Annotated in this window: 21 protein-coding genes; 9 read left to right on the plus strand and 12 right to left on the minus strand. The window is 63.5% G+C overall.

Annotation, left to right across the window (positions count from 1 at the left end):
* Nucleotides 1-26 precede the first annotated feature (26 nt).
* Both LGQ10_RS17685 and ompR read right to left on the minus strand, forming a co-directional pair.
* Nucleotides 27-1340 carry an ATP-binding protein gene (locus LGQ10_RS17685; RefSeq protein WP_226522727.1) on the minus strand — a complete coding sequence of 438 codons (1314 nt, stop codon included), beginning with the start codon at nucleotides 1338-1340 and terminating at the stop codon, nucleotides 27-29.
* A 100-nt stretch (nucleotides 1341-1440) separates the two neighbouring features.
* A complete protein-coding gene (gene ompR, locus LGQ10_RS17690) occupies nucleotides 1441-2181 on the minus strand; it encodes a two-component system response regulator OmpR (RefSeq protein ID WP_058438306.1) in 741 nt (246 codons plus the stop codon).
* 348 nt (nucleotides 2182-2529) lie between these two features.
* On the opposite strand from ompR, the gene LGQ10_RS17695 reads away from it, so the two are divergent.
* From LGQ10_RS17695 to tauD, 7 genes are all read left to right on the plus strand, one after another.
* Nucleotides 2530-4854, plus strand: a complete 2325-nt coding sequence (locus LGQ10_RS17695; RefSeq protein WP_226522728.1) for a Tex family protein — start codon at nucleotides 2530-2532, stop codon at nucleotides 4852-4854.
* On the plus strand, nucleotides 4854-5237 hold the full coding sequence (locus LGQ10_RS17700) for a PaaI family thioesterase (RefSeq protein WP_058438257.1): 384 nt from the start codon (nucleotides 4854-4856) through the stop codon (nucleotides 5235-5237). Before LGQ10_RS17695 ends, LGQ10_RS17700 begins: the two co-directional genes overlap by 1 nt.
* 215 nt (nucleotides 5238-5452) lie before the next feature.
* The gene (gene gshA / locus LGQ10_RS17705; protein WP_226522729.1) at nucleotides 5453-7036 is read left to right on the plus strand and encodes a glutamate--cysteine ligase; all 1584 of its coding nucleotides are present in this window, start codon (nucleotides 5453-5455) and stop codon (nucleotides 7034-7036) included.
* A gap of 262 nt (nucleotides 7037-7298) precedes the next feature.
* On the plus strand, nucleotides 7299-8276 hold the full coding sequence (tauA, locus tag LGQ10_RS17710) for a taurine ABC transporter substrate-binding protein (RefSeq protein WP_058438254.1): 978 nt from the start codon (nucleotides 7299-7301) through the stop codon (nucleotides 8274-8276).
* A 27-nt stretch (nucleotides 8277-8303) separates the two neighbouring features.
* Entirely contained in the window at nucleotides 8304-9095 is a 792-nt protein-coding gene (gene tauB / locus LGQ10_RS17715) for a taurine ABC transporter ATP-binding subunit (RefSeq protein ID WP_226522730.1), read from the plus strand.
* Nucleotides 9092-9928 (plus strand): taurine ABC transporter permease TauC, encoded by an 837-nt coding sequence (gene tauC, locus LGQ10_RS17720; protein WP_058438250.1) that lies wholly within the window; start codon nucleotides 9092-9094, stop codon nucleotides 9926-9928. Before tauB ends, tauC begins: the two co-directional genes overlap by 4 nt.
* 112 nt (nucleotides 9929-10040) lie before the next feature.
* On the plus strand, nucleotides 10041-10880 hold the full coding sequence (gene tauD / locus LGQ10_RS17725; RefSeq protein ID WP_058438248.1) for a taurine dioxygenase: 840 nt from the start codon (nucleotides 10041-10043) through the stop codon (nucleotides 10878-10880).
* A gap of 60 nt (nucleotides 10881-10940) precedes the next feature.
* Here the strand turns inward: tauD and lpdA are convergent, their stop codons facing one another.
* The 8 genes from lpdA to LGQ10_RS17765 are packed head-to-tail and all read right to left on the minus strand — an operon-like array spanning nucleotide 10941 to nucleotide 19669.
* The gene (lpdA, locus tag LGQ10_RS17730) at nucleotides 10941-12395 is read right to left on the minus strand and encodes a dihydrolipoyl dehydrogenase (RefSeq protein WP_226522731.1); all 1455 of its coding nucleotides are present in this window, start codon (nucleotides 12393-12395) and stop codon (nucleotides 10941-10943) included.
* Nucleotides 12392-13318 carry an alpha/beta hydrolase gene (locus LGQ10_RS17735; RefSeq protein ID WP_226522732.1) on the minus strand — a complete coding sequence of 309 codons (927 nt, stop codon included), beginning with the start codon at nucleotides 13316-13318 and terminating at the stop codon, nucleotides 12392-12394. Before LGQ10_RS17735 ends, lpdA begins: the two co-directional genes overlap by 4 nt.
* A 37-nt stretch (nucleotides 13319-13355) precedes the next feature.
* Nucleotides 13356-13553 (minus strand): rubredoxin, encoded by a 198-nt coding sequence (locus LGQ10_RS17740; protein ID WP_058438244.1) that lies wholly within the window; start codon nucleotides 13551-13553, stop codon nucleotides 13356-13358.
* A gap of 7 nt (nucleotides 13554-13560) precedes the next feature.
* Nucleotides 13561-15519, minus strand: coding sequence for an alpha/beta fold hydrolase (locus tag LGQ10_RS17745; RefSeq protein WP_226522733.1), 1959 nt, complete (start codon nucleotides 15517-15519; stop codon nucleotides 13561-13563).
* Between the two features lie 18 nt (nucleotides 15520-15537).
* The gene (locus tag LGQ10_RS17750) at nucleotides 15538-15858 is read right to left on the minus strand and encodes an acyl carrier protein (protein WP_226522734.1); all 321 of its coding nucleotides are present in this window, start codon (nucleotides 15856-15858) and stop codon (nucleotides 15538-15540) included.
* A gap of 52 nt (nucleotides 15859-15910) precedes the next feature.
* The gene (locus LGQ10_RS17755) at nucleotides 15911-16867 is read right to left on the minus strand and encodes an acyl-CoA desaturase (protein WP_226522735.1); all 957 of its coding nucleotides are present in this window, start codon (nucleotides 16865-16867) and stop codon (nucleotides 15911-15913) included.
* Nucleotides 16868-16898: 31 nt separating this feature from the next.
* A complete protein-coding gene (locus LGQ10_RS17760) occupies nucleotides 16899-17807 on the minus strand; it encodes an acyl-CoA desaturase (protein WP_226522736.1) in 909 nt (302 codons plus the stop codon).
* Entirely contained in the window at nucleotides 17804-19669 is a 1866-nt protein-coding gene (locus LGQ10_RS17765) for a fatty acyl-AMP ligase (protein ID WP_226522737.1), read from the minus strand. Before LGQ10_RS17765 ends, LGQ10_RS17760 begins: the two co-directional genes overlap by 4 nt.
* Nucleotides 19670-19959: 290 nt before the next feature.
* On the opposite strand from LGQ10_RS17765, the gene LGQ10_RS17770 reads away from it, so the two are divergent.
* Complete coding sequence (locus LGQ10_RS17770; RefSeq protein WP_226522738.1) at nucleotides 19960-21006, plus strand: GlxA family transcriptional regulator; 1047 nt, start codon at nucleotides 19960-19962, stop codon at nucleotides 21004-21006.
* Nucleotides 21007-21015: 9 nt separating this feature from the next.
* On the opposite strand, the gene LGQ10_RS17775 is transcribed toward LGQ10_RS17770, so the two are convergent.
* Nucleotides 21016-22608 (minus strand): DHA2 family efflux MFS transporter permease subunit, encoded by a 1593-nt coding sequence (locus LGQ10_RS17775; protein ID WP_226522739.1) that lies wholly within the window; start codon nucleotides 22606-22608, stop codon nucleotides 21016-21018.
* A gap of 76 nt (nucleotides 22609-22684) precedes the next feature.
* Here LGQ10_RS17775 and LGQ10_RS17780 point away from each other — a divergent pair, with 76 nt between their 5' ends.
* Complete coding sequence (locus LGQ10_RS17780; protein ID WP_226522740.1) at nucleotides 22685-23872, plus strand: HlyD family secretion protein; 1188 nt, start codon at nucleotides 22685-22687, stop codon at nucleotides 23870-23872.
* An 84-nt stretch (nucleotides 23873-23956) separates the two neighbouring features.
* Here LGQ10_RS17780 and mgrA read toward each other — a convergent pair whose 3' ends face one another.
* Nucleotides 23957-24994: an L-glyceraldehyde 3-phosphate reductase gene (gene mgrA / locus LGQ10_RS17785; protein ID WP_226522741.1), complete on the minus strand. Its 1038-nt coding sequence runs from the start codon at nucleotides 24992-24994 to the stop codon at nucleotides 23957-23959.
* Nucleotides 24995-25906: the final 912 nt, after the last annotated feature.

The raw sequence follows: 25906 nt of genomic DNA on the forward strand, positions 1-25906 counted from the left end.
TTGCGGCTTGAGGCTTGCCGCTGCCCCTAGTCTGCGTCGCGGGGCAGCAGCAGGCCCAGCGGCAGGCGTACCCGCGCTTCCAGGCCGCCGTCGGGGCGGTTGCGCAGTTCGACGTTGCCACCATGCATGGCGGCAATTCGCTTGACGATGGCCAGCCCCAGGCCGGTGCCCTTGCCGCCCCGGGCACGATCACCACGGGTGAAGGGGTTGAAGATTGCCTCCAGTTCCGAAGGGTCGATCCCCGCGCCACGGTCCATCACGCTCAGCACCACGTAGGGCGCGTTGACGTCACCCGACAGATGAGCGGCGACCTCCACGTCCGTCCCCGCATGATTCAAGGCGTTGCCGATGAGGTTGTTGAGCAGGCGCTTCATCGACACCCGGCGCAGCGGGAACGGCTGGATCGGTTCCAGGCGCAAGTGCACCCGTTCCTCGTTCTGGTTGTAAGGCGCTGCCACTTCCTGCACCAGGTCGTTGAGGTCCACTTCTTCCACCGACTCATCGCGACCATCGCGGATGAAGGCCAGGAACTGGTCGAGAATGGCGTCCATGTCCTCGATGTCGCGCACCATGTCGTCGGTCAGCTCGGTGTGATTGCCCATCAGTTCCAGCGACAGGCGCAAGCGGGTCAGCGGCGTGCGCAAGTCATGGGAGACCCCGGCCAGCATCAGCTCGCGTTCGCGCCCGGCCTGCTCCACGTCCTCGGCCATCTGGTTGAACGCGCGGTACACCTCGGTCATCTCGCTTGGGGTGTCGCTGATGGGCAGGCGCACGCTGCGGCCCTGACCCAGTTGCCGGGCGGCATAGACCAGGCGCTTGAGGGGCTGGTTGAGCTGGCTGACGAAGATCCAGGCCGATGCGGTGGACAGCAGGCCGATGGCCAGGAACCAGCCCAGCACGCTCCAGATCTTCTGGCCGCGCAACGGGTGCGGATACAACGGCACCTTGAGCCAGCCATCCCCCAGGCTCGGCGCCCGCACCCAGAGGGCTGGCGGCGCGTGCATGCGCAGCCGCACCTCGGTGTCGGCCCCCAACTCGGCCTGCATCTGCCGCTGGTAGATCTCACTGTAGGGCCAGTGCTGCTCGCCGGCCGGCACGCCGCTGCCCACCACCTTGATCAGGCCGGCGGCCTCGGCGATCTGGTCGCGATTGGATTCATCGGCAGCCCAGTAGGCGCGAAGGGTAAGCGCCACGCCGTGGCTGTACTGTCGATCCACCAGCACGTCCTCGTTCATCAACAGATAAACCAGGGTCAACGCCTTGGAGAACAGCACCACGATCAGCACCAGCCACAGGGTGCGGGAGAAGAAACTCTGGGGGAACCACAGCGGGGTTTTCATGACAGCCAATACACACTTTGCAGGAGCGAGCCATGCTCGCAACGTTGCGGAATGCGAACGCCCGGGTTGGGCCCGGGCGCTCGCTCCTACAAATCATCGATCACTTGGTCGCAGTGCCATCCGGCACGAAGACATAACCCACGCCCCAGACCGTCTGGATATAACGCGGCTTGGACGGATCAGGTTCGATCATCCGGCGCAGGCGGGAGATCTGCACATCGATGGAGCGCTCCAGGGCATCCCATTCGCGGCCCCGGGCCAGGTTCATCAGCTTGTCGCGGGTCAGCGGCTGGCGAGCGTTCATCACCAGCGCCTTGAGTACCGCGAACTCGCCGGTGGTGAGCATGTGCACCTCGGCGCCGCGCTTGAGTTCGCGGGTGGCCAGGGACAGTTCGTAATCACCGAATGTCACGCTTTCGTCTTCACTGCCCGGGGCACCGGGAACGGGAGCCGACTGGCGACGCAGCACGGCCTTGACCCGGGCCATCAGCTCGTCGGGGTTGAACGGCTTGGCCAGGTAGTCGTCGGCACCCAGCTCCAGGCCCTTGATGCGGCTCAGCTCGTCGCCCTTGGCGGTGAGCATGATGATCGGGATCTGGTTGTTCGCGCCACGCAGGCGGCGGCAGGCGGTCAGGCCGTCTTCGCCGGGCAGCATCAGGTCGAGGACGACCAGGTTGAACACTTCGCGACCCAGCAGGCGGTCCATTTGCTCGGTGTTCGGGACTGCGCGGGCACGGTAGCCCTTGCTGACGAAGAATCTCTCCAGCAGGCTGCTCAGCCCCGGGTCATCGTCAACAATAAGAATTTTTTCGCCTTCAGCAGTTTGTGCAGTGCTGCTCATTGGATGCTCCTCTAATCTCGATGCGCATTATGGCGTAGCTGCCGTTATACGCACCGTGTGCATTGTTAGCAGATTTTTCCTCTATCGCCAGCAAACCCGCTGTCGGCCTGAGGTCGGCGATCGTCCCGCAGCTGGGTATAATGCGCCGCCTTTTGTGTTGGGCAGTCTCTGATCAGTACCCTGCGGCCGGTTTGTTTATTTGCCTCGGCCGGCAGTATTTCCACGATTACAGGGGTCAACAGGCAGCCTTTTGATCCAGGTGGCGGCGCGACCAGGCCGCTCAACCAGGCTCGCCGGGCCTTTTTTCGCTCCCGCGGGCCTGCTTTCACATATTTGTCAGGTGGTTTTATGGACAGCATCAACAGCCGCATTGCCGAGGAACTCGGCGTACGCCCACAACAGGTCGAAGCGGCCGTCGCCCTATTGGATGAAGGCTCCACCGTGCCCTTCATCGCCCGTTACCGCAAAGAAGTCACCGGTAGCCTCGATGACACCCAACTGCGCCATCTGGAAGAGCGCCTGCGCTACCTGCGTGAGCTCGACGACCGCCGGGCCAGCATCCTGTCCAGCATCGAGGAGCAGGGCAAGCTGACGCCCGAGCTGGCCCGCGACATCAAGCTGGCGGACACCAAGACCCGCCTCGAAGACCTTTACCTGCCTTATAAGCAGAAGCGCCGCACCAAGGGCCAGATCGCCCTGGAAGCCGGCCTCGGCGAACTGGCCGATGGCCTGTTCAACGACCCGAGCCTGGCCCCGGAAGCCGAAGCCGCACGTTTCGTCGACGCCGTCAAAGGCGTGGCCGACGTCAAGGCTGCCCTGGAGGGCGCCAAGTACATCCTCATGGAGCGCTTTGCCGAAGACGCCGGCCTGCTGGACAAGCTGCGCAACTACCTCAAGCAGGAAGCCACCCTCAGCGCCCGCGTGATCGCAGGCAAGGAAGAGGAAGGCGCCAAGTTCCGCGATTACTTCGAACACGATGAGCCGCTCAAAAGCATGCCGTCGCACCGTGCCCTGGCGATTTTCCGCGGCCGCAACGAAGGCATCCTCAGCTCCGCCCTGAAAGTCGGGGACGAGCTGCCGGGCACCATGCACCCCTGCGAAGGCATGATCGGCCAGCAATTCGGCATCCAGAACCAGAACCGCCCGGCGGACAAGTGGCTGGGCGAGGTGGTGCGCTGGACCTGGAAGGTCAAGCTCTATACCCACCTGGAAACCGACCTGCTGGGCGAACTGCGCGATGGCGCGGAAACCGAGGCGATCAACGTCTTCGCCCACAACCTGCACGACCTCCTGCTGGCCGCCCCAGCTGGCCCACGCGCGACCCTGGGCCTGGACCCGGGCCTGCGCACCGGCTGCAAGGTGGCGGTGGTGGATGCCACCGGCAAGCTGCTGGATCACGCCACCGTCTACCCTCACGTGCCGCACAACAAGTGGGACCAGACCATCGCGACCCTGGCGGCCCTGTGCGCCAAGCATTCAGTGGACCTGATCGCCATCGGCAACGGCACCGCCAGCCGCGAGACCGACAAGCTGGCAGCCGACCTGATCAAGAAATACCCGGCCATGCGCATGACCAAGGTGATGGTCTCCGAAGCCGGCGCCTCGGTGTATTCGGCCTCGGAACTGGCCGCCAAGGAATTCCCTGACCTGGACGTCTCGATCCGGGGCGCGGTGTCCATCGCTCGCCGCCTGCAGGACCCGCTGGCGGAACTGGTGAAGATCGATCCGAAGTCCATCGGTGTCGGCCAGTATCAGCACGACGTGTCCCAGCTCAAGCTGGCGCGCGGCCTGGACGCCGTGGTCGAAGACTGCGTGAACGCCGTGGGCGTCGACGTCAACACCGCGTCGGTGGCCCTGCTGGCGCGCATCTCGGGTCTTAACGCGACCCTGGCGCAGAACATCGTCAGCCACCGCGACGAGCACGGTGCGTTCAAGACCCGCGCCGCCCTGAAGAAAGTCGCCCGCCTGGGTGAAAAAACCTTCGAACAGGCCGCCGGCTTCCTGCGCGTGATGAATGGCGACAACCCGCTGGACGCTTCGGCCGTGCACCCGGAAGCCTACCCGCTGGTGCAACGCATCGCCGCCGACACCGGCCGCGACATCCGCTCGCTGATTGGCGACAGCGGTTTCCTCAAGCGCCTGGACCCGAAGACATTCACCGACGAGACCTTCGGCCTGCCCACCGTCACCGACATCCTCCAGGAACTGGACAAGCCCGGCCGCGACCCGCGTCCCGAGTTCAAGACCGCCGAGTTCCAGGAAGGCGTCGAGGACCTCAAGGACCTGCAGTTGGGCATGATCCTCGAAGGCGTGGTGACCAACGTCACCAACTTCGGTGCCTTCGTCGACATCGGCGTGCACCAGGACGGCCTGGTGCACATCTCGGCACTGTCGGAGAAGTTCATCAAGGACCCGCGTGAAGCCGTGAAAGCCGGCGACGTGGTCAAGGTCAAGGTCATGGAAGTCGACATCCCGCGCAAGCGCGTGGGCCTGTCGATGCGCATGAGCGACACCCCGGGCGAGAAGATCGACGGTGCCCGCGGTTCCCGCCCAGGTTCGGCGCCCCGCTCCTCCCAGGGCAACGCACCACGCAAGGAAACCACCGCTGCGGCGCCGAGCAACAACGCCATGGCCTCGCTGTTCGCCAATGCCAAACAGTTGAAGAAGCGCTGATGGAAATCCCCGCCGGCCTGACCGAAAGCGCCTTCAGCCAATTGCTCGGCTGCCGTCTGCAACGCCTGGAAACCGGCGAGGCGGACGTGGCCCTGGAGCTGACTCCGCCGTTGCGCAATCGCGGGCAGAAGCTGCATGGTGGGGCGATCTTCAGCCTGGTGGACATCGCCATGGGGCTGGCCTGTTCCAGTACCCATGGCTTCGACCAGCAGAGCGCCACCATCGAGTGCAAGATCAACTACATCCGCGCCGTGGCCGAAGGCGAGGTCCTGTGCCGGGCCCGGGTGATCCATCCCGGGCGCCGTACCCTGGTGGTCGAGGCGGACGTGATCCAGGGCGACAAACTGGTCGCAAAAGCACAAGGCACCTTCGCGGTCCTGTAGCTGACCGTCGGCGATTTGGGTTAATTTCGGCGCTGCGAAAGCGGCGTCGGGGTTTTCTGCCCACGCTGATGCCAGATTCAGGGAGGGAGCACTGGCGTTTTCAGGCGAGTCGGCTTGACTCAGGAACCAGGCGAAAACGCCAGTTTTAACTCCACCCTTGTAGACCGTCCTGCCCACCCCCATATTGGGGCGACTGACGCGTGAAGGAATCCAACTTGAGCGAACTTCTCAACCGCCGCCTGGCCTTGCTCGGCGAGTGCGCTAACCTTTCCCTGCTCGAGCAGTGCCTGCACGGCATCGAACGTGAATGCCTGCGTGTCACCGGCGAAGGCCGCCTGGCCCAGACCCCGCATCCGGAGGAACTGGGTTCCGCGCTGACCAACGAACAGATCACCACCGACTATTCCGAGTCGCTGCTGGAGTTCATCACCCCGGCCCTCAAGGACCCGGCGGACACCCTGGCCAGCCTCGACAAGATCCATCGCTTCGCCTACAGCAAGCTCGGCAACGAGTACCTGTGGAGTCCATCGATGCCGTGCCCGTTGCCGGCCGAGGAAGACATCCCGATTGCCTACTACGGCACCTCCAACATCGGGCAGCTCAAGTACGTGTATCGCAAGGGCCTGGCCCTGCGCTACGGCAAGACCATGCAGTGCATTGCCGGGATCCACTACAACTTCTCCCTGCCGGAAGCGCTGTGGCCGCTGCTCAAGCAGGCCGAGGGTTTCGTCGGCACCGACCGTGACTACCAGTCCGCGGCCTATATCGCGCTGATCCGCAACTTCCGTCGCTACAGCTGGCTGCTGATGTACCTGTTCGGTGCCTCGCCGGCCCTGGACGCAGGCTTCCTGCGCGGCCGCTCGCACCAGCTGGAGCAGTTCGACGCCGAGACCCTGTACCTGCCCTACGCCACCAGCCTGCGCATGAGCGACCTGGGCTACCAGAGCAAGGCCCAGGCCGGCCTGACCCCCTGCTACAACGACCTGAACAGCTACACCGACAGCCTGCGCAAGGCAGTGGCCACGCCCTACCCGCCCTATGTGGAAGTCGGCACCCACAAGGACGGCGAGTGGGTCCAGCTGAACACCAACATCCTGCAGATCGAAAACGAGTACTACTCCAACATCCGCCCCAAGCGCGTGACCTACACCGGCGAGCGGCCGATCCAGGCCCTCATGGCCCGTGGCGTCCAGTACGTGGAAGCGCGCTGCCTGGACATCAACCCGTTCCTGCCCCTGGGCATCGATGTGCAGGAAGCCCGCTTCCTCGACGCCTTCCTGCTGTACTGCGCCCTCAACGACAGCCCGCTGCTGGAAAACATCGAGTGTGGCAATGCCACCTCGAACTTCCTCAGCGTGGTCAAGGAAGGCCGGCGACCGGGCCTGCAGTTGCAGCGCCGCGGGCAAGCGGTGGACATGAAGGAATGGGCCGCCGAGCTGCTGGAGAACATCGCCCCGCTGGCCGCCCTGCTGGATCAGAGCCAGGGCAGCGATGAACACAGCAAGGCGCTGGATGCCCAGTTGGCCAAGGTCAAGGATTCGTCCCTGACGCCTTCGGCCCAGGTGCTGGCGGTCATGACCGAGCGCAAGGAAAGCTTCAGCCAGTTCTCCCTGCGCCAGAGCCTGGCCCATGCCGAGCACTTCCGCAGCCAGGCCCTGACCAAGGACGAACAAGCCGCGTTCGAAGACGCGGCGCGCAAGTCCCTGGAACAGCAGGCCGAACTGGAACAGAACGAAGTGGGGGATTTCGACGTGTTCGTCGGCGCCTACCAGGCCAGCATCCTGGCCATCAGCAACTAGAGTGGCGAGGGAGCTTGCTCCCGCTGGGCTGCAAAGCAGCCCTCAGCCCAGGCGGCGCGGTCATTCAGGAATATCCAGCCGCCAGGTTCGAGGGTGGCTGCGCCACCCGACGGGAGCAAGCTCCCTCGCCACAACAGCCTCCGGGCCATGCCCGCATGTTTCCCCTCATAAGCTAATGCAAATAAGTTATTTATTTTAGAATTCTTAGATCATTTAGTCTCCTCCAACGCCGATCAACGGCCGCCCATGAGGAGCTCCTACCGTGAAACTGCATTTCCCCCTTCGACTCCTGGCGGCTGCCTCCCTGGCCGCAGCAAGTTTCCTGGCCCAGGCGGCCGATCTCACCGTCGCCTACCAGACCACCGTCGATCCAGCCAAGGTGGCCCAGGCCGACGGCAGCTACGAAAAAGCCACGCAGGCCAAGATCAACTGGCGCAAGTTCGACAACGGCGCCGACGTCATCGCCGCCATCGCCTCCGGTGACGTACAGATCGGCTACCTGGGTTCAAGCCCGCTGACTGCCGCCGTCACCCGCAAGGTGCCGGTGGAAACCTTCCTGATCGCCACCCAGATCGGCGCCGCCGAAGCCCTGGTGGCCCGCGACGGCTCCGGGATCAAGACCCCCCAGGACCTGGTTGGCAAGAAAATCGCGGTGCCGTTCGTTTCCACCGGCCACTACAGCCTGCTCGCAGCCCTGAAACACTGGAACATCGACCCGGCCAAGGTCCAGGTGCTCAACCTGGCGCCACCGGCAATCATTGCCGCCTGGAAACGCGGCGACATCGACGCCACCTACGTCTGGGACCCGGCCCTGGGCGTGGCCAAGGAAAACGGCAAGGTGCTGATCACTTCCGGTGAACTGGCCAAGTTCGGTGCACCGACCTTCGACGCCTGGATCGTGCGCAAGGACTTCGCCCAGAAACACCCGGAAATCGTCACCGCCTTCGCCAAGGTGACCCTGGATGCCTACGCCGATTACCGCAAGGACCCGCAGGCCTGGCTGGCCAACTCGGGCAACGTCGACAAGCTGGTGAAACTCTCCGGCGCCAAGGCCAGCGACATCCCCCTGCTGCTGCAAGGCAACGTCTATCCGTTGGCCGCCGACCAGGTCGCAAGCCTCGGCGCCCCGACCACCAAGGCCATCACCGACACTGCCGTGTTCCTCAAGGAGCAGGGCAAGGTCGACGCCGTCCTGCCGGACTACGCCCCTTACGTCAGCGCCCAATTCATCACTGAATAACCCGCATCAGGACAGGAGATAGCCGTCATGGCCTTGCTACAACTGGAGCGCATCAGCGCACAGTACCCCGGCGCCGCCGAACCGGTGCTGGCGGATATTTCCCTGACCCTGGGATCACAGCAACTGCTGGTCGCCCTGGGGCCGTCCGGCAGCGGCAAGACCTCGCTGCTCAACCTGATCGCCGGTTTCGTCGAGCCCAGTGCCGGGCGCATCAGCCTCGATGGCGTACCGGTGCAAGGCCCCAGCGCCGAACGTGGCGTGGTGTTCCAGGACGATGCCCTGCTGCCCTGGCAGGATGTGCTGGCCAACGTCGCCTTCGGCCTGGAGCTGGCCGGTGTGCCGCGCGCGAAGCGCGAAGCCCGGGCCCGGGAAATGCTCGCCCTGGTGGACCTGGCCGGTTTTGACCAACGCCGCATCTGGCAGCTTTCCGGGGGCCAGAAACAACGTGTCGGCCTGGCCCGCGCCCTGGCCGCCGATCCACGGGTACTGCTGATGGACGAGCCCTTCGGCGCCCTGGACGCCTTCACCCGCGAGCAGATGCAGGAGCTGTTGCTGCAAGTCTGGCGACGCACCGCCAAGCCGGTCTTCCTGATCACCCACGACATCGAGGAAGCGGTGTTCCTGGCCACCGACCTGATTCTCCTGGCGCCCAATCCGGGGCAGATCGTCGAGCGCCTGCACCTGGACTTCGGCCAGCGGTATGCCGCCGGCGAGTCGGCCCGGGCGATCAAGTCCGATCCACGCTTCATCGAAACCCGCGAACACGTACTGGCACGGGTGTTCTCCCAACGCGCCAGCCAGCAGCAGGAGCGCCCATGAGCAGCTACGAGATTCCCGCCACCGCCAGCCGCGAGACCGGCTCCCGACCGCTGTCGGCGCGTCGCAACCTGAGTACCCGCTGGATCAGCGTACTGACCCTGGCCGGCCTGCTGGCCCTGTGGTGGGCGGTCACGGCCAGCGGCCTGGTCGAGCCGCTGTTCCTGCCCTCGCCTGCCGCCGTCCTGCAAAAAGGCTGGTTGCTGGCCACCACCGGCTACATGGACGCCACCTTGTGGCAGCACCTGGCCGCGAGCCTGGGACGCATCGGCCTGGCCCTGGGCTGCGCCGTGCTGACAGCGATCCCGGTGGGCATCGCCATCGGCGCCAACCGCATCGCCCGTGGTGTGCTCGATCCGCTGATCGAGTTCTACCGGCCGATCCCGCCCCTGGCCTACCTGCCGCTGATCGTGATCTGGTGCGGCATCGGCGAGTTGTCCAAGGTGCTGCTGATCTACCTCGCGATCTTCGCCCCGATCGCCATCGCCACCGCCACCGGGGTACGCACCGTCGACCCGGCCAAGCTGCGCGCCGCCCAGTCCCTGGGGGCGACTCGGGTCCAGTTGATCCGCCACGTGATCCTGCCCAGCGCCCTGCCGGACATCCTCACCGGGGTCCGCATTGGCCTGGGCGTGGGCTGGTCGACCCTGGTGGCAGCGGAGCTGATTGCAGCCACCAGTGGCCTGGGTTTCATGGTGCAGTCCGCCGCGCAGTTCCTGGTCACCGATGTGGTGGTGCTGGGCATCCTGGTGATTGCCCTGATCGCCTTCGCCCTGGAGATGGGCCTGCGCGCCCTGCAACGCAGGCTGGTGCCCTGGCACGGCCAGAGCCACTGACAGGCTCCGCGCCGCTTGCCTGTAGCCGCTGTCGAGCCCGCGATTTCCAGATTGATGCAGATAAACCGAATCCGACCACGCCGACCGTTCGGCACCGAACACGAGAACCACCATGAGCCTGATCATCACCCCCTTGAGTTCCGCCCTCGGCGCCGAGATCGACGGCGTCGATATCAGCCAGCCACTGAGCGGCACGCAGCGTGACGCCATCGAACAGGCACTGCTCGAGCACCAGGTGCTGTTCTTTCGCAACCAGCCGATCACGCCCCAGCAGCAGGCGCGATTCGCCGCCCACTTTGGCGACCTGCACATCCACCCGATCTACCCCAACGTGCCGGAGCAACCCGAGGTGCTGATCCTCGACACCGCCGAGACCGATGTGCGCGACAACGCCATCTGGCACACCGACGTGACCTTCCTACCGACCCCAGCCCTGGGCGCGGTGCTCAGTGCCAAGCTGCTGCCCAGGTTCGGTGGCGATACCCTGTGGGCCAGTGGCATCGCCGCCTACGAGGCCCTGTCGGAACCCATGAAGAACCTGCTGCAGGGCCTGACCGCCACCCACGAGTTCATCAAGTCGTTCCCTCTGGAACGCTTCGGCAATACCCCCGAGGACCTGGCGCGCTGGGAGGAGACCCGGCGCAAGAACCCGCCGCTATCGCACCCGGTGATTCGCACCCATCCGGTCAGCGGGCGCAAGTCGCTGTTCGTCAATGATGGTTTCACCACCCGGATCAACGAGCTGTCGGAAAGCGAAAGCGCGGCCATCCTCCAGTTGCTGTTCGCCCACGCCACCCGCCCGGAATTCACCATCCGCTGGCGCTGGCAGGAAAACGACGTGGCGTTCTGGGACAACCGGGTGACCCAGCACTATGCGGTGGACGACTACCGTCCACAGCGCCGGGTGATGCAGCGCGCGACCATTATTGGGGATGTGCCGTTCTTTCGCTGAAACGCGAAGGCATGCAGCGAGCCCCGGCGCCGCTGAATGAGCGGTACCGGGGCCGACTGGCTACTTGACGCTGGCGGGTGCTTTCTTCTTGCGGTTGCCGATGTGGATGGCGTGGCCATTCACCGACAACGCCGCCTCGTGCAGCGCTTCGGACAGGGTCGGATGGGAGAACACCATCATTCCCAGGTCTTCGGCACTGGTGCCGAACTCCATGCCGATGGCCCCTTCCTGGACCAGTTCCGCCGCACCCGGCCCGATCACATGCACGCCCAGCACCCGATCGGTGCCTGCGTCGGCAATCACCTTGACCAGCCCGGCCGTGTCGTTGGCCGCCATGGCCCGGCTGCTGGCCGCGAACGGGAAGGTGCCGATATTCAGTTCGACACCCTCGGCCTTAAGAGCCTGTTCGGTCTTGCCGACCCAGGCGATTTCCGGATGGGTGTAGATCACTGACGGGATCAGCTCGTAATTCAACGGATGCTGGTGCCCGGCAATTCCCTCGGCCACCATCACGCCCTCTTCCGAGGCCTTGTGCGCCAGCATCGGCCCGCGCACCACGTCACCGATGGCGTAGACCCCGGGGACGCTGGTCAGGCACTGGCCATCGACATGAATGAAACCGCGCTCGTCCAGATGCACGCCACTGTCGGCCGCCAGCAGGTCGGCAGTCAGGGGGCGGCGACCGACGGCCACGATCAGCCGGTCGAACGTCTGCTGCTTGTCCTCGCCGGCCTCGCTCAGGCTGACCTTGACGCTGTCGCCTTGCACTTCGGAAGCGGTCACCCGGGCGCCAAGACGGATATCCAGGCCCTGCTTGCCGAGGATCTTCTGCGCTTCCTTGGCGATCTGCGTATCCACTGCCGGCAGGAAGCTGTCGAGGGCCTCGAGCACGGTCACCTCGGCTCCCAGGCGCGCCCAGACCGAACCCAGCTCCAGGCCGATGACCCCGGCGCCGATCACTCCGAGGCGCTTGGGCACGCTGGTGAATTCCAGGGCACCGGTGGAATCGACGATCACCTCGCCGGTCAGGGGCGCCGCCGGGATGTCGATTGGTCGCGAGCCAGGCGCCAGGATGATGTGCTCGGCGCTGATGCGTTGCGTGCTGCCGTCAGCGGCGGTGACCTCCACCTCCTTGTTGGCCAGCAGCTTGCCGTGGCCTTCCAGCACGGCCACGCCGTTGGCCTTGAACAACGAGGCGATGCCGCCGTTGAAGTTGCGTACCACGTTGTCCTTGCGCGCCAGCATCGCCGCCACGTCCATCTGCGGATTGCTGATGCCGATGCCGTGCACCTCGAAACCGTGGCGCGCCTCATAGTAGTGATGGGAGCTGTCGAGCAGCGCCTTGGAAGGAATGCAGCCCACGTTCAGGCAGGTGCCACCCAGGGCCGTCTTGCCATCCTTGCCCTTGTAGCGCTCGATACAGACCGTCTTCAGCCCAAGTTGCGCCGCTCGGATCGCAGCGACATATCCCCCCGGGCCCGCGCCGATAACGATCACATCGTAACTTTCACTCATAGGTTGCCGTCCTTTGCACAGACAAAATCGACCACGGCTCCCATGGTCGCCCTGTCCTTGAGAATTTTCAGATGGCCAAGCCCGCGGGTCTGCAGGACCTGCCGGTGCCGCAAGCCCTGGGCGAAGGATTGCAGGTCATCTGCCGGAACCTCCTGGTCCTGCTGGTCGTGGACCAGCAGCACCGGGATGTCTACCTGTTGGCCGTAACGGCTGACCGCCAGGCTGCCCATGTCTTTCTGATAGCGTTGCTCGACCAGGCGTTGCATGCGCTGCCTGACGTCATCATTGATCCAGAGAAAGGCCGCGAAGCGCCGGACGACGTTTTCAATGTCGGCCGGTGCCGCCACCAGTACCGCGCGCTGGAAACCCTTGCCGATGTCGGTGCTCAAAGCGTAGCCCGCGGCGGCGCCACCCAGGGAGTGACCGATCACGGTGTCGAACGGCCCCAGTTGCTGCTGCACCTGGTCGAGCATGCTGACGAAGGTAGGCAGCGACGCCTGCCGGCCACCACTGCCACCATGGCCGATGCAGTCGAAGGACAAGACCTCGCAGCCCTGCTCCAGCAGCAACGGGATCAGGTACTGCCACTGGGTACTGGCGCCGCTCCAGCCGTGCACCAGCACCACCCTGCGCCGGACTTGCGGCGGCGTCCAGCAAAAGCAGCGCAAGCGCCCGTCCCCGGTTTCCAGGTCCCGCACCGTGGCCGTGGGCAGCGCCGGCGGAAAATGCTGGCGCAGGCGCTGTGGCGTGGTGAAGATCTTCAGCGCCCTCTGCGCAGCCCGCTGTGGAAGAAGTCGCGACTCAATCCAGAAGCTGCAGCGCAACGCTCCCAGAACCCCGTTGTAGATGCCCTTGAACAGCATCTTCCTGAAACTGCTGCGCCGGGCCTTGGCCGCTACCGGCGGGTGCTCTTGGGTCGCCATCTTCCTTCCTCATCGACTACAGATTTCAAGCGTCGGGTTACAGCTTCACCATGTTGAAGTCCAACTTGCCCACGCCACATTCAGGACAGGTCCAGTCATCGGCAATGTCATCCCAGGAGGTGCCCGCAGGCACCCCCGAATCGGGATCACCTAGCCGTTGATCGTAGATCCAGCCGCAAATCAGGCACATCCATACACCGGACTCAGCCACAACGTTTTCAGCATAGGTCGTCATATCGTTCTCATGCACTGGCCTGGGCCACTTCGGCCACCTTGATGTTTTCGGCGAGGAATTGCGCCACCTGCTCCAGCACCGCGGCATCGGACAGGATCCGCACATGGCCGAGCCCGGACACCGGCACCAGCTTCGCCCACGGCATCAGCGTGGTGATCTGCTGTGCCTCGCAGAACGGCACGGTCGGATCTTCCTGGTCGTGCAGGACCAGCATCGGCAGTTGCAGGGAGTTGCCCAGCGCGGGGATGTCCCAGTGCTGGACCGGCACGCCGTTGCGCTTCCACAGTTCACGGTGCATGGCCTGGACGATCTGCGGCTTGAGCTGCAGGTAGCCGTTGGCCCAGCGATCGATCACCACTGGCAGGTTCGCGGGCGAACCCAGCAGGCACATGGCCTTGATCCGATGGGTCTCGGCCAGTTCGGCCAGGGCCCCGGTGGCGGCGATCCCGCCCAGGGAGTGGGCGACGATGCCCACCACGTCGCCCAGGGCGACAATCGCGGCTTTCACCGCGTCCTTGAACTCGGTCATGGTGCTCAGCGAGCCCGGCGAGATGCCATGGGCCGGCGCATCGAAGGTCGCGACCTTGAAGCCCTGGCGCTGCAGTACCCGGGTGAAGGAGTACAGGCTGCGGCTGTCCGCACCCCAGCCATGGACCAGCAGGATGGTCTGCTCGCCCGTGCCCCACTGGTAGCCATGGGGTACGCCGGGAATGCCCTTGATATGAAAGCGCTGGGCGCCCAGTGGGCTCATTTCCTTGTCCGGCTGCTTGATGTATTCCCGGGTATAGCCGAACAGGTCAGTGGCCCTGGAACCGGCACGCTCGGGAGCCAGCGAACCCAGCACGCTCATGTAGGTGCGCAATGCCTGTTGCTTCATGCTCAGCGGGCCGCTGTAGCCCTTGCCCGAAGCGGCCGGATGCCGGTCGAAGGACTCGTAGAAGCCGTTGACCGGATCGTACAGATGGCAGTGACGCGCCACGTGCCACACGTCCTGCACGGTCATCGGCTTTTCCCGGACCATCCCCGGGAAGGCCGTCTTCAGCGCGGCCTGGGCCTCGGGCAGGTTGTAGTGGGGGATGATCGGTGCCACGTGATGCGCGGTGTGCACCGAAATGTAGTGGGTCAGGAACAGCAGCCACTTCGGATACATGTAGTCGGTGGTCAGCAGCAGGCGGCTGCTGTTGAAGCTCCAGTGCTCCTTGGTCAGGAACGGAGTCTCGTCACTGATGTGATGCATCATGGTGGTCAGGCTGAACCAGGCATGGATCGCCAGCCACGGGGCAACGAAGTACAGGAACAGACCGGTGAAGCCGGTGAAGTACACCAGGGTCGGCAGGTAGATCACTGCGGCCACGGCCATGAACAGGATCGAACGACGCACTTCGTTGCGCGCTTCGAGCTTGGGGAACATCTCCGGGCGAAAGCCCGAATGGCGCTGGTAGTTGACGGTGCCCAGCCAGAACAGCCAGGTGCGGGTGCTGCTGTAGACCAGCTTGTCCCACCAGGGCATCGCGTCGTATTGCACGCGCAGCACCGGGCGCCAGTCGACGTCCATCTCCAGGTTGTTGGTGTTGGCATGGTGCATGTTGTGCATGTGGCGCCAGCCATGGAACGGATACAGCAGGGGCAGCAGGGCGATATGCCCCAGGATGTGGTTGAAGCTGCGGTTGCGGGAGAACGAGTTGTGCCCGCAATCGTGAGCGACGCAGAACAAGCCCCAGCCACCCAGGCCGGCAATCAGCCACAGCGGCAGGTAGAACGCCCAGTGCACGTGGGCAACAGCCACCACGGCACCGATGTAGAGCGCGTAGCTGACGATGAAGCTGAGCATCCCGCGCCATACGCGAGGCTGATACAGGTGTTTGGGAATGGCGTCGGTCAGACGCAAGCCATCGATCTCCTGCGAACGTCGGAGCAGATCGTTGAATTTATCCGTTTTTTGCGTGGGCATCTGTACAAAGGCCATGGCCTAGCTCCTGCGAAGTCAAACTTCGGATGTGGTCAGTTCACTGGCCAGGTATTTGGACAGGTCGTCGATGCTGGAGTATTCGAACAACAGCGCCGGGGACAGGCGCTGCTCCATGAACTTCTCCAGGTCGCCCGCCACCTTCACCGCCACCAGCGAGTCGAGGCCGTAGGCTTCGAAGGTGCGCGCGGTATCGACCTGCGACGGATCGATCTTCAGCAGGGTCCCCATGCGCTGCACCAGCCAGTGCTTGATGTTTTCCTCGTTGAGTTCGACCGGAGCCTGTTTTTTCTCCGAAAAACTCAAGGTGCTCAGCAAATTGGAAATGAAGTTGGACATTAGGTTTCTTCCTTGATGAGTGGGGGTTGGTACGACCTAAGAATCCCGCTGCTCAGGATGAGGCCTGACGCTTACGGACCTTGTCGATCATTGCCTGGGACGGTGAACGCAGGTCTGAGACCAGTCTCAACTTGCCCATTAACGCCAGTGTCCAGCCCGACAGGTCGGGCTCCCACCAATGCACGCCATGCCGGTACCAGGCAGGAAATGCGTGGTGATTGTTTTGCAGCCCCTCGCCGAAGGTGAGGAACGCGATGAACCAGTTGTTGGTGCTCTGGTCGTGGGTCACGAACGGCCGGCTGCCATAGCGGTGGCAGATCGAGCCCACGCACCAGGCCGCCTGGTTGGCGATGAACAGCCGTGCCAGGCCGCCGAAGATCAGGCCGCTCCAGGCCCCTGCCCAGCTCTGGGTGACCAGGCCGCCGATGGCGCCGGGCAGCAGGACTCCCAGGGCCACCCAGAGCAGGTAGGTCTGGTTGTAGAAGAACAGCCGCCGGTCACGCAGGATGTCGGGGGCGAAGTAGTTCCAGCTGGAGAGGTCCGGCGTCAGCATCCAGGGCATGTGCGCATGCCACAGGCCCTTGACCCGGTCCCAGCGGTTCTGGCCCAGCAGATTGGGTGAATGCGGATCGCCGTGCTGGTCGCTGTAGGTGTGGTGACGCCTGTGGGTGGTGACCCAGAACAGGATCGGTCCCTGGGCAGCCATCGAGCCGGCGATCAGCATCAGGCTGCTCATCAGGCGCGAGGTCTTGAACGCACGGTGCGCCAGGTAGCGGTGGTAACCCATGGAAACCCCGAACATCTGCACGACGTAAAACACCCCGAACAGAATGAAGTCCAGAGCATGGGCCTGGCCGGTGACCCACAGACGGATCGCCTCGAAGGTCCCGAACAGGGGTATCAGCATCACCGCCAGGGCGATACGGGCCTTGGTCTTCGCCGCCTGGGGACTCAGCTGGGCGACCCCGCTGATCTCGGGGGTGGCTGTGGTGGAAAGTATTTCGTCCATGAATAGCGTCCTGTGAGGTGAGTACCGACTATCAGCCTTCTGAAGGTTCCACTGCCGCGCTCGGGCCGGGCCGCTTGACGTCCCAGACCAGCCCGCACAGCGCCAGCGACTCGATGAACAGCCCGCCCAGGTCCAGTTGCCAGGGCTTGAGGCCGGCATGGGCCAGCGCCGGGAAGGCATGGTGGTTGTTGTGCCAGCCGCCCCCTACCGTCGGGATCGCCAGCCAGAACACATTGCGGCTGGTGTCACGGGTCTTGTGATCGCGGCCGCCGACCTTGTGGGCGAAGGAGTTGATGCACCAGGTCGCGTGATCCACCAGGAAAATCCGCACGAAGCCGCCCCACAACAGGCCGCTGAGCGCACCCTCCCAACTGCGGGTAATCAGTCCGCAGGCCAGGGTAGGCAGCAACAGGCCGAGGATGATCCACAGGTAGTAGCGCTGGTTGATCTGCATGATCAGGCGATCGCGCAACAGGTCGGGCACGAACTGGCTCCAGCTCTGCTTGCGCAGGCTGAACAGCCAGCCCAGGTGGGCGTGCCACCAGCCCTGGAGGTTGCCGACAAGACCTTCCTTGAGCGGACGCGGCGAGTGCGGATCGCCTTCCTTGTCGGTGAACGCATGATGCTGGCGATGGGTCGCGGCCCAGAACAGGATCGGTCCCTGGGCCGCCATCGAACCGGCAATCCCGAAGAACGCGGTGACCACCGGGCCGGCCTTGAACGCGTGATGGGAAAAGAAGCGGTGCATCCCCACCTCTACCCCCAGGGCCGTCAGCAGGTACATGCAGGCCAGGGCGCCGACCTCCAGCCAGCTGATGCCCTGATGCCAGGCCAGGACCAGGGCTGCCACGGTACCCACCGCCGGCACGCCAACGGTCAGCCAGGCCAGTTGACGCTCGCGCTGGCCGGTACGATCGATATGAGGATTCATCGCGGTCATGACAGGGCATCCGTAGGGGTTTTGAGAGGTTGTGCCGAGGCCGCCGCGCGCCCGGCGCCGTAACGCCCCAGGCTGCCGTTGAGCAGGGCCTGGCGAGTGGCCTGGCGCTGGACCTTGCCGCTGGTGGTCAGCGGAATGCCGCCCATGGGCGCCAGGTGAATGCGCGCCGGGGCCACGCCGAACTGGCTGACCAGGGTGCTGGTGATCACCTGGCGCAGTTGTTCCTGCTGGGCCTCGTCAAGCTTTTCGCTGCGCTTGATCTCGGCCACGATCGCCAACTGCTCCTGCTGGCCGTTGTCCAGGCCCACCGCGACGCAGCCATTGCTGCGGATGCGCGGGTCGGCGTTCTCCACGGCCAGTTCCAGGTCCTGTGGATAAAGGTTGCGGCCGGCGATGATGATCAGGTCCTTGAGACGACCGGTGACGAACAGCTCGGCCCGATACAGCGCGCCCAGGTCGCCGGTGCGCATGAAGTGGCCATCGACGCCTGGCAAGCTGGCGCGAAACACCTGCTCGCTCAGGGCTTCCTTGCCCCAGTAGCCTGCCCCGACGTTGCCACCCTGGACCCAGATCTCACCGACCTGGCCGTCGGCCACGGGCAGCAGGCTGACCGGGTCGACGATGGCCAGGTGCAGTCCGGGCGCCACGCGCCCGCTGCTGACCAGTGGCAATGCCAGGGCATCGCCAGCTTCGACAATCGCCAGGGTGCCGGTGGCCAGTTGGTCCCGATCGACCTGGATGCCGAACGCCGGTTCGTCGTAGGGTTTGCCCGAGACCAGTACCGTAGATTCAGCCAGCCCATAACAAGGCCCCAGGGCCGCCGGGTCGAAACCGGCGGCGGCGAAACGATCGGCAAAACGCGCCAGGGTGCTCTGGCGAACCGGTTCGGCCCCGCAGTAGATTGCCTTGAGCCGGCTCAGGTCGAGAGCCGCCAGCTCGGCATCGGTGATGCTTTCCACACACAGGTCGAAAGCGAAGTTCGGCGCGATGGTGACGGCAGCGCCAAATCGCGACACTGCATCCAGCCAGCGCAGGGGCCGCTGGACGAAGTGCCCGGGACTGATGAGCACCGTCGGAAAGGCGTCGTAGATCGGCTGCAGGATTCCGCCCATCAGGCCCATGTCGTGATACGGCGGCAGCCAGCTGCAGCCCACTCGCTCGTGGGCCGGGCCCATCCACTGGCTGGCGCTGCGGCAATTGCTGTAGAGGTTGGCGTGGGTGAGCATCACGCCCTTGGGTGTCGAAGTGGAACCCGAGGTGTATTGCAGCAGCGCCAGCTGGTCAGGGGTCATGCCCTGGGCGCTCCAGGTCGAATCCGTATCGGCCAGTTGCTGCGGATCGACCCACTGCGGCTTGGGCAAATCGCCCTGCAGCAGGGCGTCGACTCGCTCCTGGGAGCGCATGAAACGCGAACTGGTCAGCACGATCTGCGGATGAGCATCGGCACAGATCAGCGCCAGGCGCTCCAACCCACGGGTGCCCACGGGCGGGAAGGCCGGGATCGCCACGGCACCGGCCAGGAACAGGCCGAACAGGGAAACGATGTAGTCGATACCGGTCTCGAACAGCATCAGCACCCGTTTACCCCGGGGCTCGAAGATCTGCAGCGCACCCGCCAATTGTTGACTACGCTTCCACAGTTCGGCGTAGCTGATGGCCGCCTGTTCCTGCTCGCCATCGAGCAGGTGGACGAAGGCTGTCGCCTCGGGTTGGTGCCAGGCGCGATAGGCCAGCACTTCGGTAACCGAACTTAAACATTCGACACCCAAGGTCTCGGCCAGTGTCTTGTCATCAACGGCTATATGTGTCGAGAAGGATTTATTGACATCGCTTAGATAGTCACGAGGCGCGGCGTAGTTCATTCAAAATCCTTTTTAAATGGAGAGCCATATATCGACCTGATGGTCATTTATTATTTTTAGCGCTAAGGAACCGAACAAACGCCCCTAAAATGGGGAGCTCTTACTAGGCAGATTTAAAAGGTGTCATTTCAATGACAGAACGAGGCATTCATTGGTGAATGCATATTTTTATATGTCCCACAGGAACTAACGCGGGCAGAGATAGTGAAATCTGGATGCGTTGAGAAGTCTGCCACCAGCTTGTATATTTTGCTAATGCACAAATGGACACTTACAGGGAGAAAATGGACATGGATGTGCTGACCCTTATCGCACTGGAAGGCGCCATGGGCTCCAGTGTCGCCATCACTCTGGATGTGCTGCGTACTGCCAACCAGGTTGCCGAAGTCATGGGGCGGCCCACCATTACCTGGCAGATCATCGGCAGCAGCGAATCTGTGAGAATGCGCAATGGCATGCGCCTGGATGCGGTGCCGCTGGAACGGGTCCAGGCCATCGAAGGCAGCATGCTGGTGATCCCCGGGCTGGGGCTGGAGAACACCCAGGAGCTGGATTTTTTTGGTTGTCGCACGGAAAAACGCCAACCCGGCCTGAGCCTGTCCACCGAGCTCATCTCCCGCCTGGACCATGGCGACATCCGCAAGCTGAGCAAACTGGTGCAGGAACATCACCTGCGCGGACAGCAGACCGCAGCCTCCTGCTCGGCGGTTTTCGTCCTCGGCGAAGCGGGCATCCTGCAGGACCGGACCGTCACCACCCACTGGCAGCTGTATGACACTTTCAAGCAGCGTTATCCCGAGGCGATTCTGGACACCAAACGCATGCTTATTCATGACGGAAATATGATTACTGCCGGTGCAGGCATGTCGCAAATGGACTTGATGCTATATATCCTTCGCAACAACATGGGCAACCAAGTTGCCGAGCTGACCATGCGTTACTTATTGATAGATGGACGCCCGGCACAATACCACTACATGGCCCTGTCTAACTTGAAGACAGAAAGCCGTGAAGTGTTGATGCTGGAAAAATTCATCGAAGACTGCCTGCCAAACGTTCCGCCGCTCAGCACAATCGCCGAACACCTGCGAATCACCGAGAAAACCTTATCCCGGAGAATTCGTAGCGCCACAGGCAAGCCGCCCATGGCGTTCATTCAGAAAGTTCGCCTGCAACATGTTCAAAGCTTATTGGAAACAACCAATATGAGTATTGAAGAAGTTGCCTTCAAAGTGGGTTACGCCGACTCCACCGCATTGCGCCGGCTGATGTGGAAAAACATGGGTTGCACCCCCAGCCAGCTGCGCAAGGCCAGATCCGGCCCACCCATCATGTAGCGGTCCCGGTCATTTCTCTTCCTCGGCTGCGGGTGCGGCCGGGGGCACCTTGCACAGCGGCACCAGCAGCAGTGCCACCACGAACATCATCGCCATCAGGCGGAATACGTCGCCAAAGGCCAGGGTCAGGGCTTCGCGCCCCACCAACCGGCCAAGGATGCCCTGGGCCATCAGGAACGCATGGCTGGAATCCGGAGTATCGGCGGCGATCTTCAGCGCCAGCTGGCTCATCAGCTCCTGCGCGGCGACGGCCTTGGCCCCCAGGGATTCGGACAGGTGCAGGACCTGGGTCCGGGCATCGTCTTGCAGCCAGGTGTTGACCGTGGCGATACCGATGGCCCCGCCCAGGTTGCGCATCAGGTTGAACAGCCCTGAGGCCTGGCGCAACTCCACGCCCTGGAATGAGCTCAGGGCCATGTTGACGCTGGGCACGATGCACAGCATCAGGAACAGTCCCCGCGCCACCTGGGGCACCAGCAACTCGTCGAACCCCCAGTTGGAGGTGACCCTTGAGGTCAGCCACAGGCTCAGGGCCAGGCCCAGGAAACCCACCGAGATGATCAGGCGCCGATCGACCCTTTCCGAAGCCCGGGCAGCGATGATGGTACTGACCAGTTGCCCGATGCCCACGACAAATACCGTGGTGCCGATCTCCAGGCTGTCGAAGCCGCGTACCCGGCCAAGGAACACCGGCACCAGGTAGGTCGAGGAGTACAGGCCGAAACCTATCACCAGGTTCAACAGGCAAGCGATGGAAAAGGTCCGGTCGCGAAACGGCCGCAACGATACGATGGGGTTGTTCGAATACAGGGAACGCTCGAGAAACAGCCCGAAGGACACCAGGGACACCCAGGCGGAGATGACGATGCCGGTATCGCCGAACCAGTCCTTGCGAGGCCCCTCTTCCAGCACATATTCAAAACAGCCCAGGGCCAGGGCCATGGCCACGAAGTGCAGCCAGTCGATACGTCGCAGCATGGACAGGTCGGGGCGGTCGACATCGATCAACAGCGCCGCGCCGATGCAGATCAGCAGGCCGGGCAGCACGTTGATGAAAAAGATCCAGCGCCAGTCCAGGTAGTAGGTCACCAACCCGCCCACGGTAGGACCGAGCGTAGGGGCCAGGACCGCGGTCATGCCCAGGATGGCCGGGACCATCGCTCGCTGCTTGCCTTCGAACAGCACGAACCCGACGGCGAAAACCGTCGGCACCATGGCCCCGCCAGTGAAGCCCTGCAGCGCCCGCAGCACGATCATCGACTCGATGTTCCAGGCCATGCCGCAACCGATGCTGAACACGGTGAACAGCGCCGCGCTGGTCGCGAACAGCCAGCGGGTGGAAATCGCCTGGGCCAGGAAGGCCGAGAAGGGAATCATGATCAACTCGGCGATCAGGTAGGCGGTCTGGACCCAGCTCACTTCATCAGGGCCGGCGCTGAGCCCGGCCTGCACTTCGTTGAGCGAAGCAGCGACGATCTGAATATCGATCAAGGCCATGAACATGCCGAAGGCCATGATCGTGAAGACCAGGAACTTGCGTCGCAGGGTAGGTTGACCAGGCTGGATGCCCGCGCCAGGGAGGTCGGATGCGCTTGTCGTCACGTGGATACTTCCCTGTAGTATTGCGGTCGTCATGTGAATATTATGATCGTAATTCAAAACCGCATGGAGCTTCAACATGGAGCAAAGCACCCAGACCCAGAACGCTATCCTGCAAGCTTCGGAGGACACGCAGGCGCCGCGCAAGCGCTCCAGGCGCCCGCTGATTGCCGGTGCCATCGCCTTGACCCTGGTGGCCGTCGGCGTGGCCTGGGTGCTGATGGCACCATCGACCGAGTCCACGGACGATGCCTACATCGCCGCCGATGCCACCTCCGTCGCGCCACGCGTCCATGGCCTGGTGACCGAGGTGCTGGTCAAGGACCACCAGAACGTCACGGCCGGCCAACCCCTGGTGCGCATCAACAGCGAAGAGTTCGATAGCCGGGTAGCCCTGGCCGAAGGTGACCTGGCCGACAGCCTCGCCCAGGTCGCCCTGGCACAAGCCGCGCTGGCCATCCAGGACGCCGAACAGCGACTGGCCGATACCCGGGTACTGGCCGCCCGCACCTCGATCCGCACCACCCAGGCCGAATCCAAGCGGGCCGGGGCCGAACGCAACCGCTTCGACACCCTGGTCACTACCGGTGCCGTGGCGCGCAACGAAGTGGAGAAGTACAGCACCCAGGCGATCTCCGCAGAGCAGAACCACGCCCACGCCCAGGCCATGCTGCAAGTAGCGGAAAACGACCTGGCCGTGACCACGGCCCAGCGCCAGCGCCTGCAGGCGCAGCTGCAGATGGCCAAGGCCAAGGTGGTGACCGCCAAGGCCCGCCTGGAACTGGCCCAGCAGGACCAGAGCCACACCACTGTCTATGCGCCAATGGATGGCACCGTGGGCAATCGCCAGATCCAGGTGGGAGACTACGTCCAACCGGGTTCGCGCCTGCTGACCCTGGTGCCGCTGCACGAGCTCTACGTGCTGGCCAACTTCAAGGAAACCCAGACCCAGCACATGTTCCCGGGCCAGCCCACACGTATCAAGATCGATGCCCTGCCAGGGGTCAGCATCACCGGAACCGTGGAGAGCCTGGCCCCGGGCTCGGGCTCGACCTTCGCCCTGCTGCCCTTTGAGCCCGGCACCGGCAACTTCACCAAGATCGTCCAGCGGGTACCGGTACGCATCCGCTTCGACGCCAACCAGCCAGGCCTCGAGCGTCTGCGCCCAGGCCTGTCGGTGATCGCCAAGGTCGACCTCGACGAGCCAGCACAACGCACCGCAGGCAACGCGTCCCCCGAATTGAAGGTCAGCGCCACCAGCAAATGAACGGCGCACCCGATCCCGGTCGCCCCGCACCAGGCGACCGGCTGCACCGTGCAGACCGGGTGATCGCCCTGCCAGTGCGCCGATCTATTCGGCGGTCGACGGTTTTTCCCACAGGTTGATCCGGCCTTCCCTGGCGAAGTGATCGATTTCCGCCAGCTCTTCCACGCTGAAACCCAGGTTCTGCAGGGCACCGACGTTCTCGATGATCTGCTCGGGCCGGCTGGCGCCGATCAGCGCCGAGGTCACTCGCGCATCCCGCAAGGTCCAGGCCAGGGCCAACTGGGCCAGGCTCTGCCCGCGATTCCTGGCAATATCGTTGAGCGCCCGTACATGGGCAATGTTGGCCTCGGACAAGTGGGAGGCTTGCAATGATCCTCCGCCTGGGCGGTTGACCCGCGCATCCTCGGGAATGCCATCCAGGTACTTGTCGGTGAGCAGCCCCTGGGCCAGGGGCGTGAAGGCAATCACCCCGACGCCGAGCTCCTCGGTGGTGTCCAGCAGGTCCTTTTCCACCCAGCGGTTGAGCATGTTGTAGGCCGGCTGGTGAATCAGCAGCGGCACCTTCCACTCCTTGAGCAGCGCGGCCATCTCCCGGGTCTTGGCCCCCGAATAGGAAGAGATGCCGATGTACAGCGCCTTGCCCTGTTGTACCGCGCTGGCCAGGGCGCTGGCGGTTTCCTCCAGCGGCGTATCCGGGTCGAAGCGATGGGAATAGAAGATATCCACATAGTCCAGGCCCATGCGCTGCAGGCTCTGGTCCAGGCTGGCCAGTACGTACTTGCGCGAACCGCCACCCTGGCCATAAGGCCCCGGCCACATGTCCCAGCCCGCCTTGCTGGAAATGATCAACTCATCGCGATAGGCCTTGAAATCTTCACGCAGCAGGCGACCGAAATTGACCTCGGCGCTGCCATAGGGCGGGCCATAGTTGTTGGCCAGGTCGAAATGGTTGATCCCCAGGTCGAAAGCGGTGCGCAGCAAGGCGCGCTGGGTATCGATCGGCGTGCTGTCGCCGAAGTTGTGCCACAACCCCAGGGACAGGGCTGGCAGCACCAGGCCACTGCGGCCGACACGGCGATAGGGCATGGAGTCGTAGCGATGTTCAGCAGCTGAATAAGTCATCGAATCCTCATCTGGACGAGGGCCACCTCTGAAATGGCCAGTGCCTGCATGGCGGCCGGCGCAACGGCCAGCCACCCTCCTGTTGTTGTGAAACCACCCGGGCCATGGCAGTTCCGCAAATCGAAAACGCCATGAAATTCCGTATTTCATACTGAATTCATACTTAATTTCGTACTAAAAACCGCTAAAAAACAATCTTTTGCTCGACTTTCAGCCCAAAAGCGCTTGCCCACGAAGTATCAGGCCCAGGCTTCATGCAGTGGCGAACCATCCAGTATTTACTGGGCTAAAACCCCATGAAACGAATTGAGCGAGGCGCGATGACTGACGCTTCGTACCACGAAGCCCAGATCGCACACCCTTGAAATCGACGGATCGATGAATCGCATTGCAAAGCGCGGCTAAAAATGAATTACGTACTACGTAGCACAATACGAAATCGTCCTCAGAGGCTAATGGCAATTTGCCTTTTTACCCACTGAACGATGCTCAAAAGTGGCCACACAGGCCCGGGGGCAAAAACCGCAGCCAACGCCGATCCTGGAGAAATACCCAGGCCTCGCAGTCGCTGACACTCACTCGCGAGTCGCGAGGAATGCGTCGAAAGCCATACGCCAGGCAAGTCGCCTGATGCCAGTCAGTCAAGCCAGTTGATCCCCTGTAGGAGCAGGTCGACGCTCGATTGCTCGCGATGGTCGTTAGCGGTTGCGTGTGTTGACTGGATAAACGCAGCGCCCCGAAGTCCATCGCGGGCAAGCCTCGCTCCTACAACTTCCTTCTGATCGGCATCAGGCAGGTGGCCTCCATTGTTTATAGACGGCAAAAACCACTCCTGCCCAGGCCGCGACAGTCACCCTTGGCAGGAAAAAAACAGCCAGTGACTGGCCTGTGGAAGGGCTGTTCCAGGTGCGC

Source organism: Pseudomonas sp. L5B5, assembly GCF_020520285.1.
Taxonomy (GTDB): domain Bacteria; phylum Pseudomonadota; class Gammaproteobacteria; order Pseudomonadales; family Pseudomonadaceae; genus Aquipseudomonas.

What these genes read in the sequence shown, in the direction of transcription:
- LGQ10_RS17685 (WP_226522727.1), bottom strand. Translation starts at nt 1,340, where the DNA reads ATGAAAACCCCGCTGTGGTTCCCCCAGAGTTTCTTCTCCCGCACCCTG.
- ompR (WP_058438306.1), bottom strand. Translation starts at nt 2,181, where the DNA reads ATGAGCAGCACTGCACAAACTGCTGAAGGCGAAAAAATTCTTATTGTT.
- LGQ10_RS17695 (WP_226522728.1), top strand. Translation starts at nt 2,530, where the DNA reads ATGGACAGCATCAACAGCCGCATTGCCGAGGAACTCGGCGTACGCCCA.
- LGQ10_RS17700 (WP_058438257.1), top strand. Translation starts at nt 4,854, where the DNA reads ATGGAAATCCCCGCCGGCCTGACCGAAAGCGCCTTCAGCCAATTGCTC.
- tauB (WP_226522730.1), top strand. Translation starts at nt 8,304, where the DNA reads ATGGCCTTGCTACAACTGGAGCGCATCAGCGCACAGTACCCCGGCGCC.
- tauC (WP_058438250.1), top strand. Translation starts at nt 9,092, where the DNA reads ATGAGCAGCTACGAGATTCCCGCCACCGCCAGCCGCGAGACCGGCTCC.
- tauD (WP_058438248.1), top strand. Translation starts at nt 10,041, where the DNA reads ATGAGCCTGATCATCACCCCCTTGAGTTCCGCCCTCGGCGCCGAGATC.
- lpdA (WP_226522731.1), bottom strand. Translation starts at nt 12,395, where the DNA reads ATGAGTGAAAGTTACGATGTGATCGTTATCGGCGCGGGCCCGGGGGGA.
- LGQ10_RS17735 (WP_226522732.1), bottom strand. Translation starts at nt 13,318, where the DNA reads ATGGCGACCCAAGAGCACCCGCCGGTAGCGGCCAAGGCCCGGCGCAGC.
- LGQ10_RS17740 (WP_058438244.1), bottom strand. Translation starts at nt 13,553, where the DNA reads ATGACGACCTATGCTGAAAACGTTGTGGCTGAGTCCGGTGTATGGATG.
- LGQ10_RS17745 (WP_226522733.1), bottom strand. Translation starts at nt 15,519, where the DNA reads ATGGCCTTTGTACAGATGCCCACGCAAAAAACGGATAAATTCAACGAT.
- LGQ10_RS17750 (WP_226522734.1), bottom strand. Translation starts at nt 15,858, where the DNA reads ATGTCCAACTTCATTTCCAATTTGCTGAGCACCTTGAGTTTTTCGGAG.
- LGQ10_RS17755 (WP_226522735.1), bottom strand. Translation starts at nt 16,867, where the DNA reads ATGGACGAAATACTTTCCACCACAGCCACCCCCGAGATCAGCGGGGTC.
- LGQ10_RS17760 (WP_226522736.1), bottom strand. Translation starts at nt 17,807, where the DNA reads ATGACCGCGATGAATCCTCATATCGATCGTACCGGCCAGCGCGAGCGT.
- LGQ10_RS17765 (WP_226522737.1), bottom strand. Translation starts at nt 19,669, where the DNA reads ATGAACTACGCCGCGCCTCGTGACTATCTAAGCGATGTCAATAAATCC.
- LGQ10_RS17770 (WP_226522738.1), top strand. Translation starts at nt 19,960, where the DNA reads ATGGATGTGCTGACCCTTATCGCACTGGAAGGCGCCATGGGCTCCAGT.
- LGQ10_RS17780 (WP_226522740.1), top strand. Translation starts at nt 22,685, where the DNA reads ATGGAGCAAAGCACCCAGACCCAGAACGCTATCCTGCAAGCTTCGGAG.
- mgrA (WP_226522741.1), bottom strand. Translation starts at nt 24,994, where the DNA reads ATGACTTATTCAGCTGCTGAACATCGCTACGACTCCATGCCCTATCGC.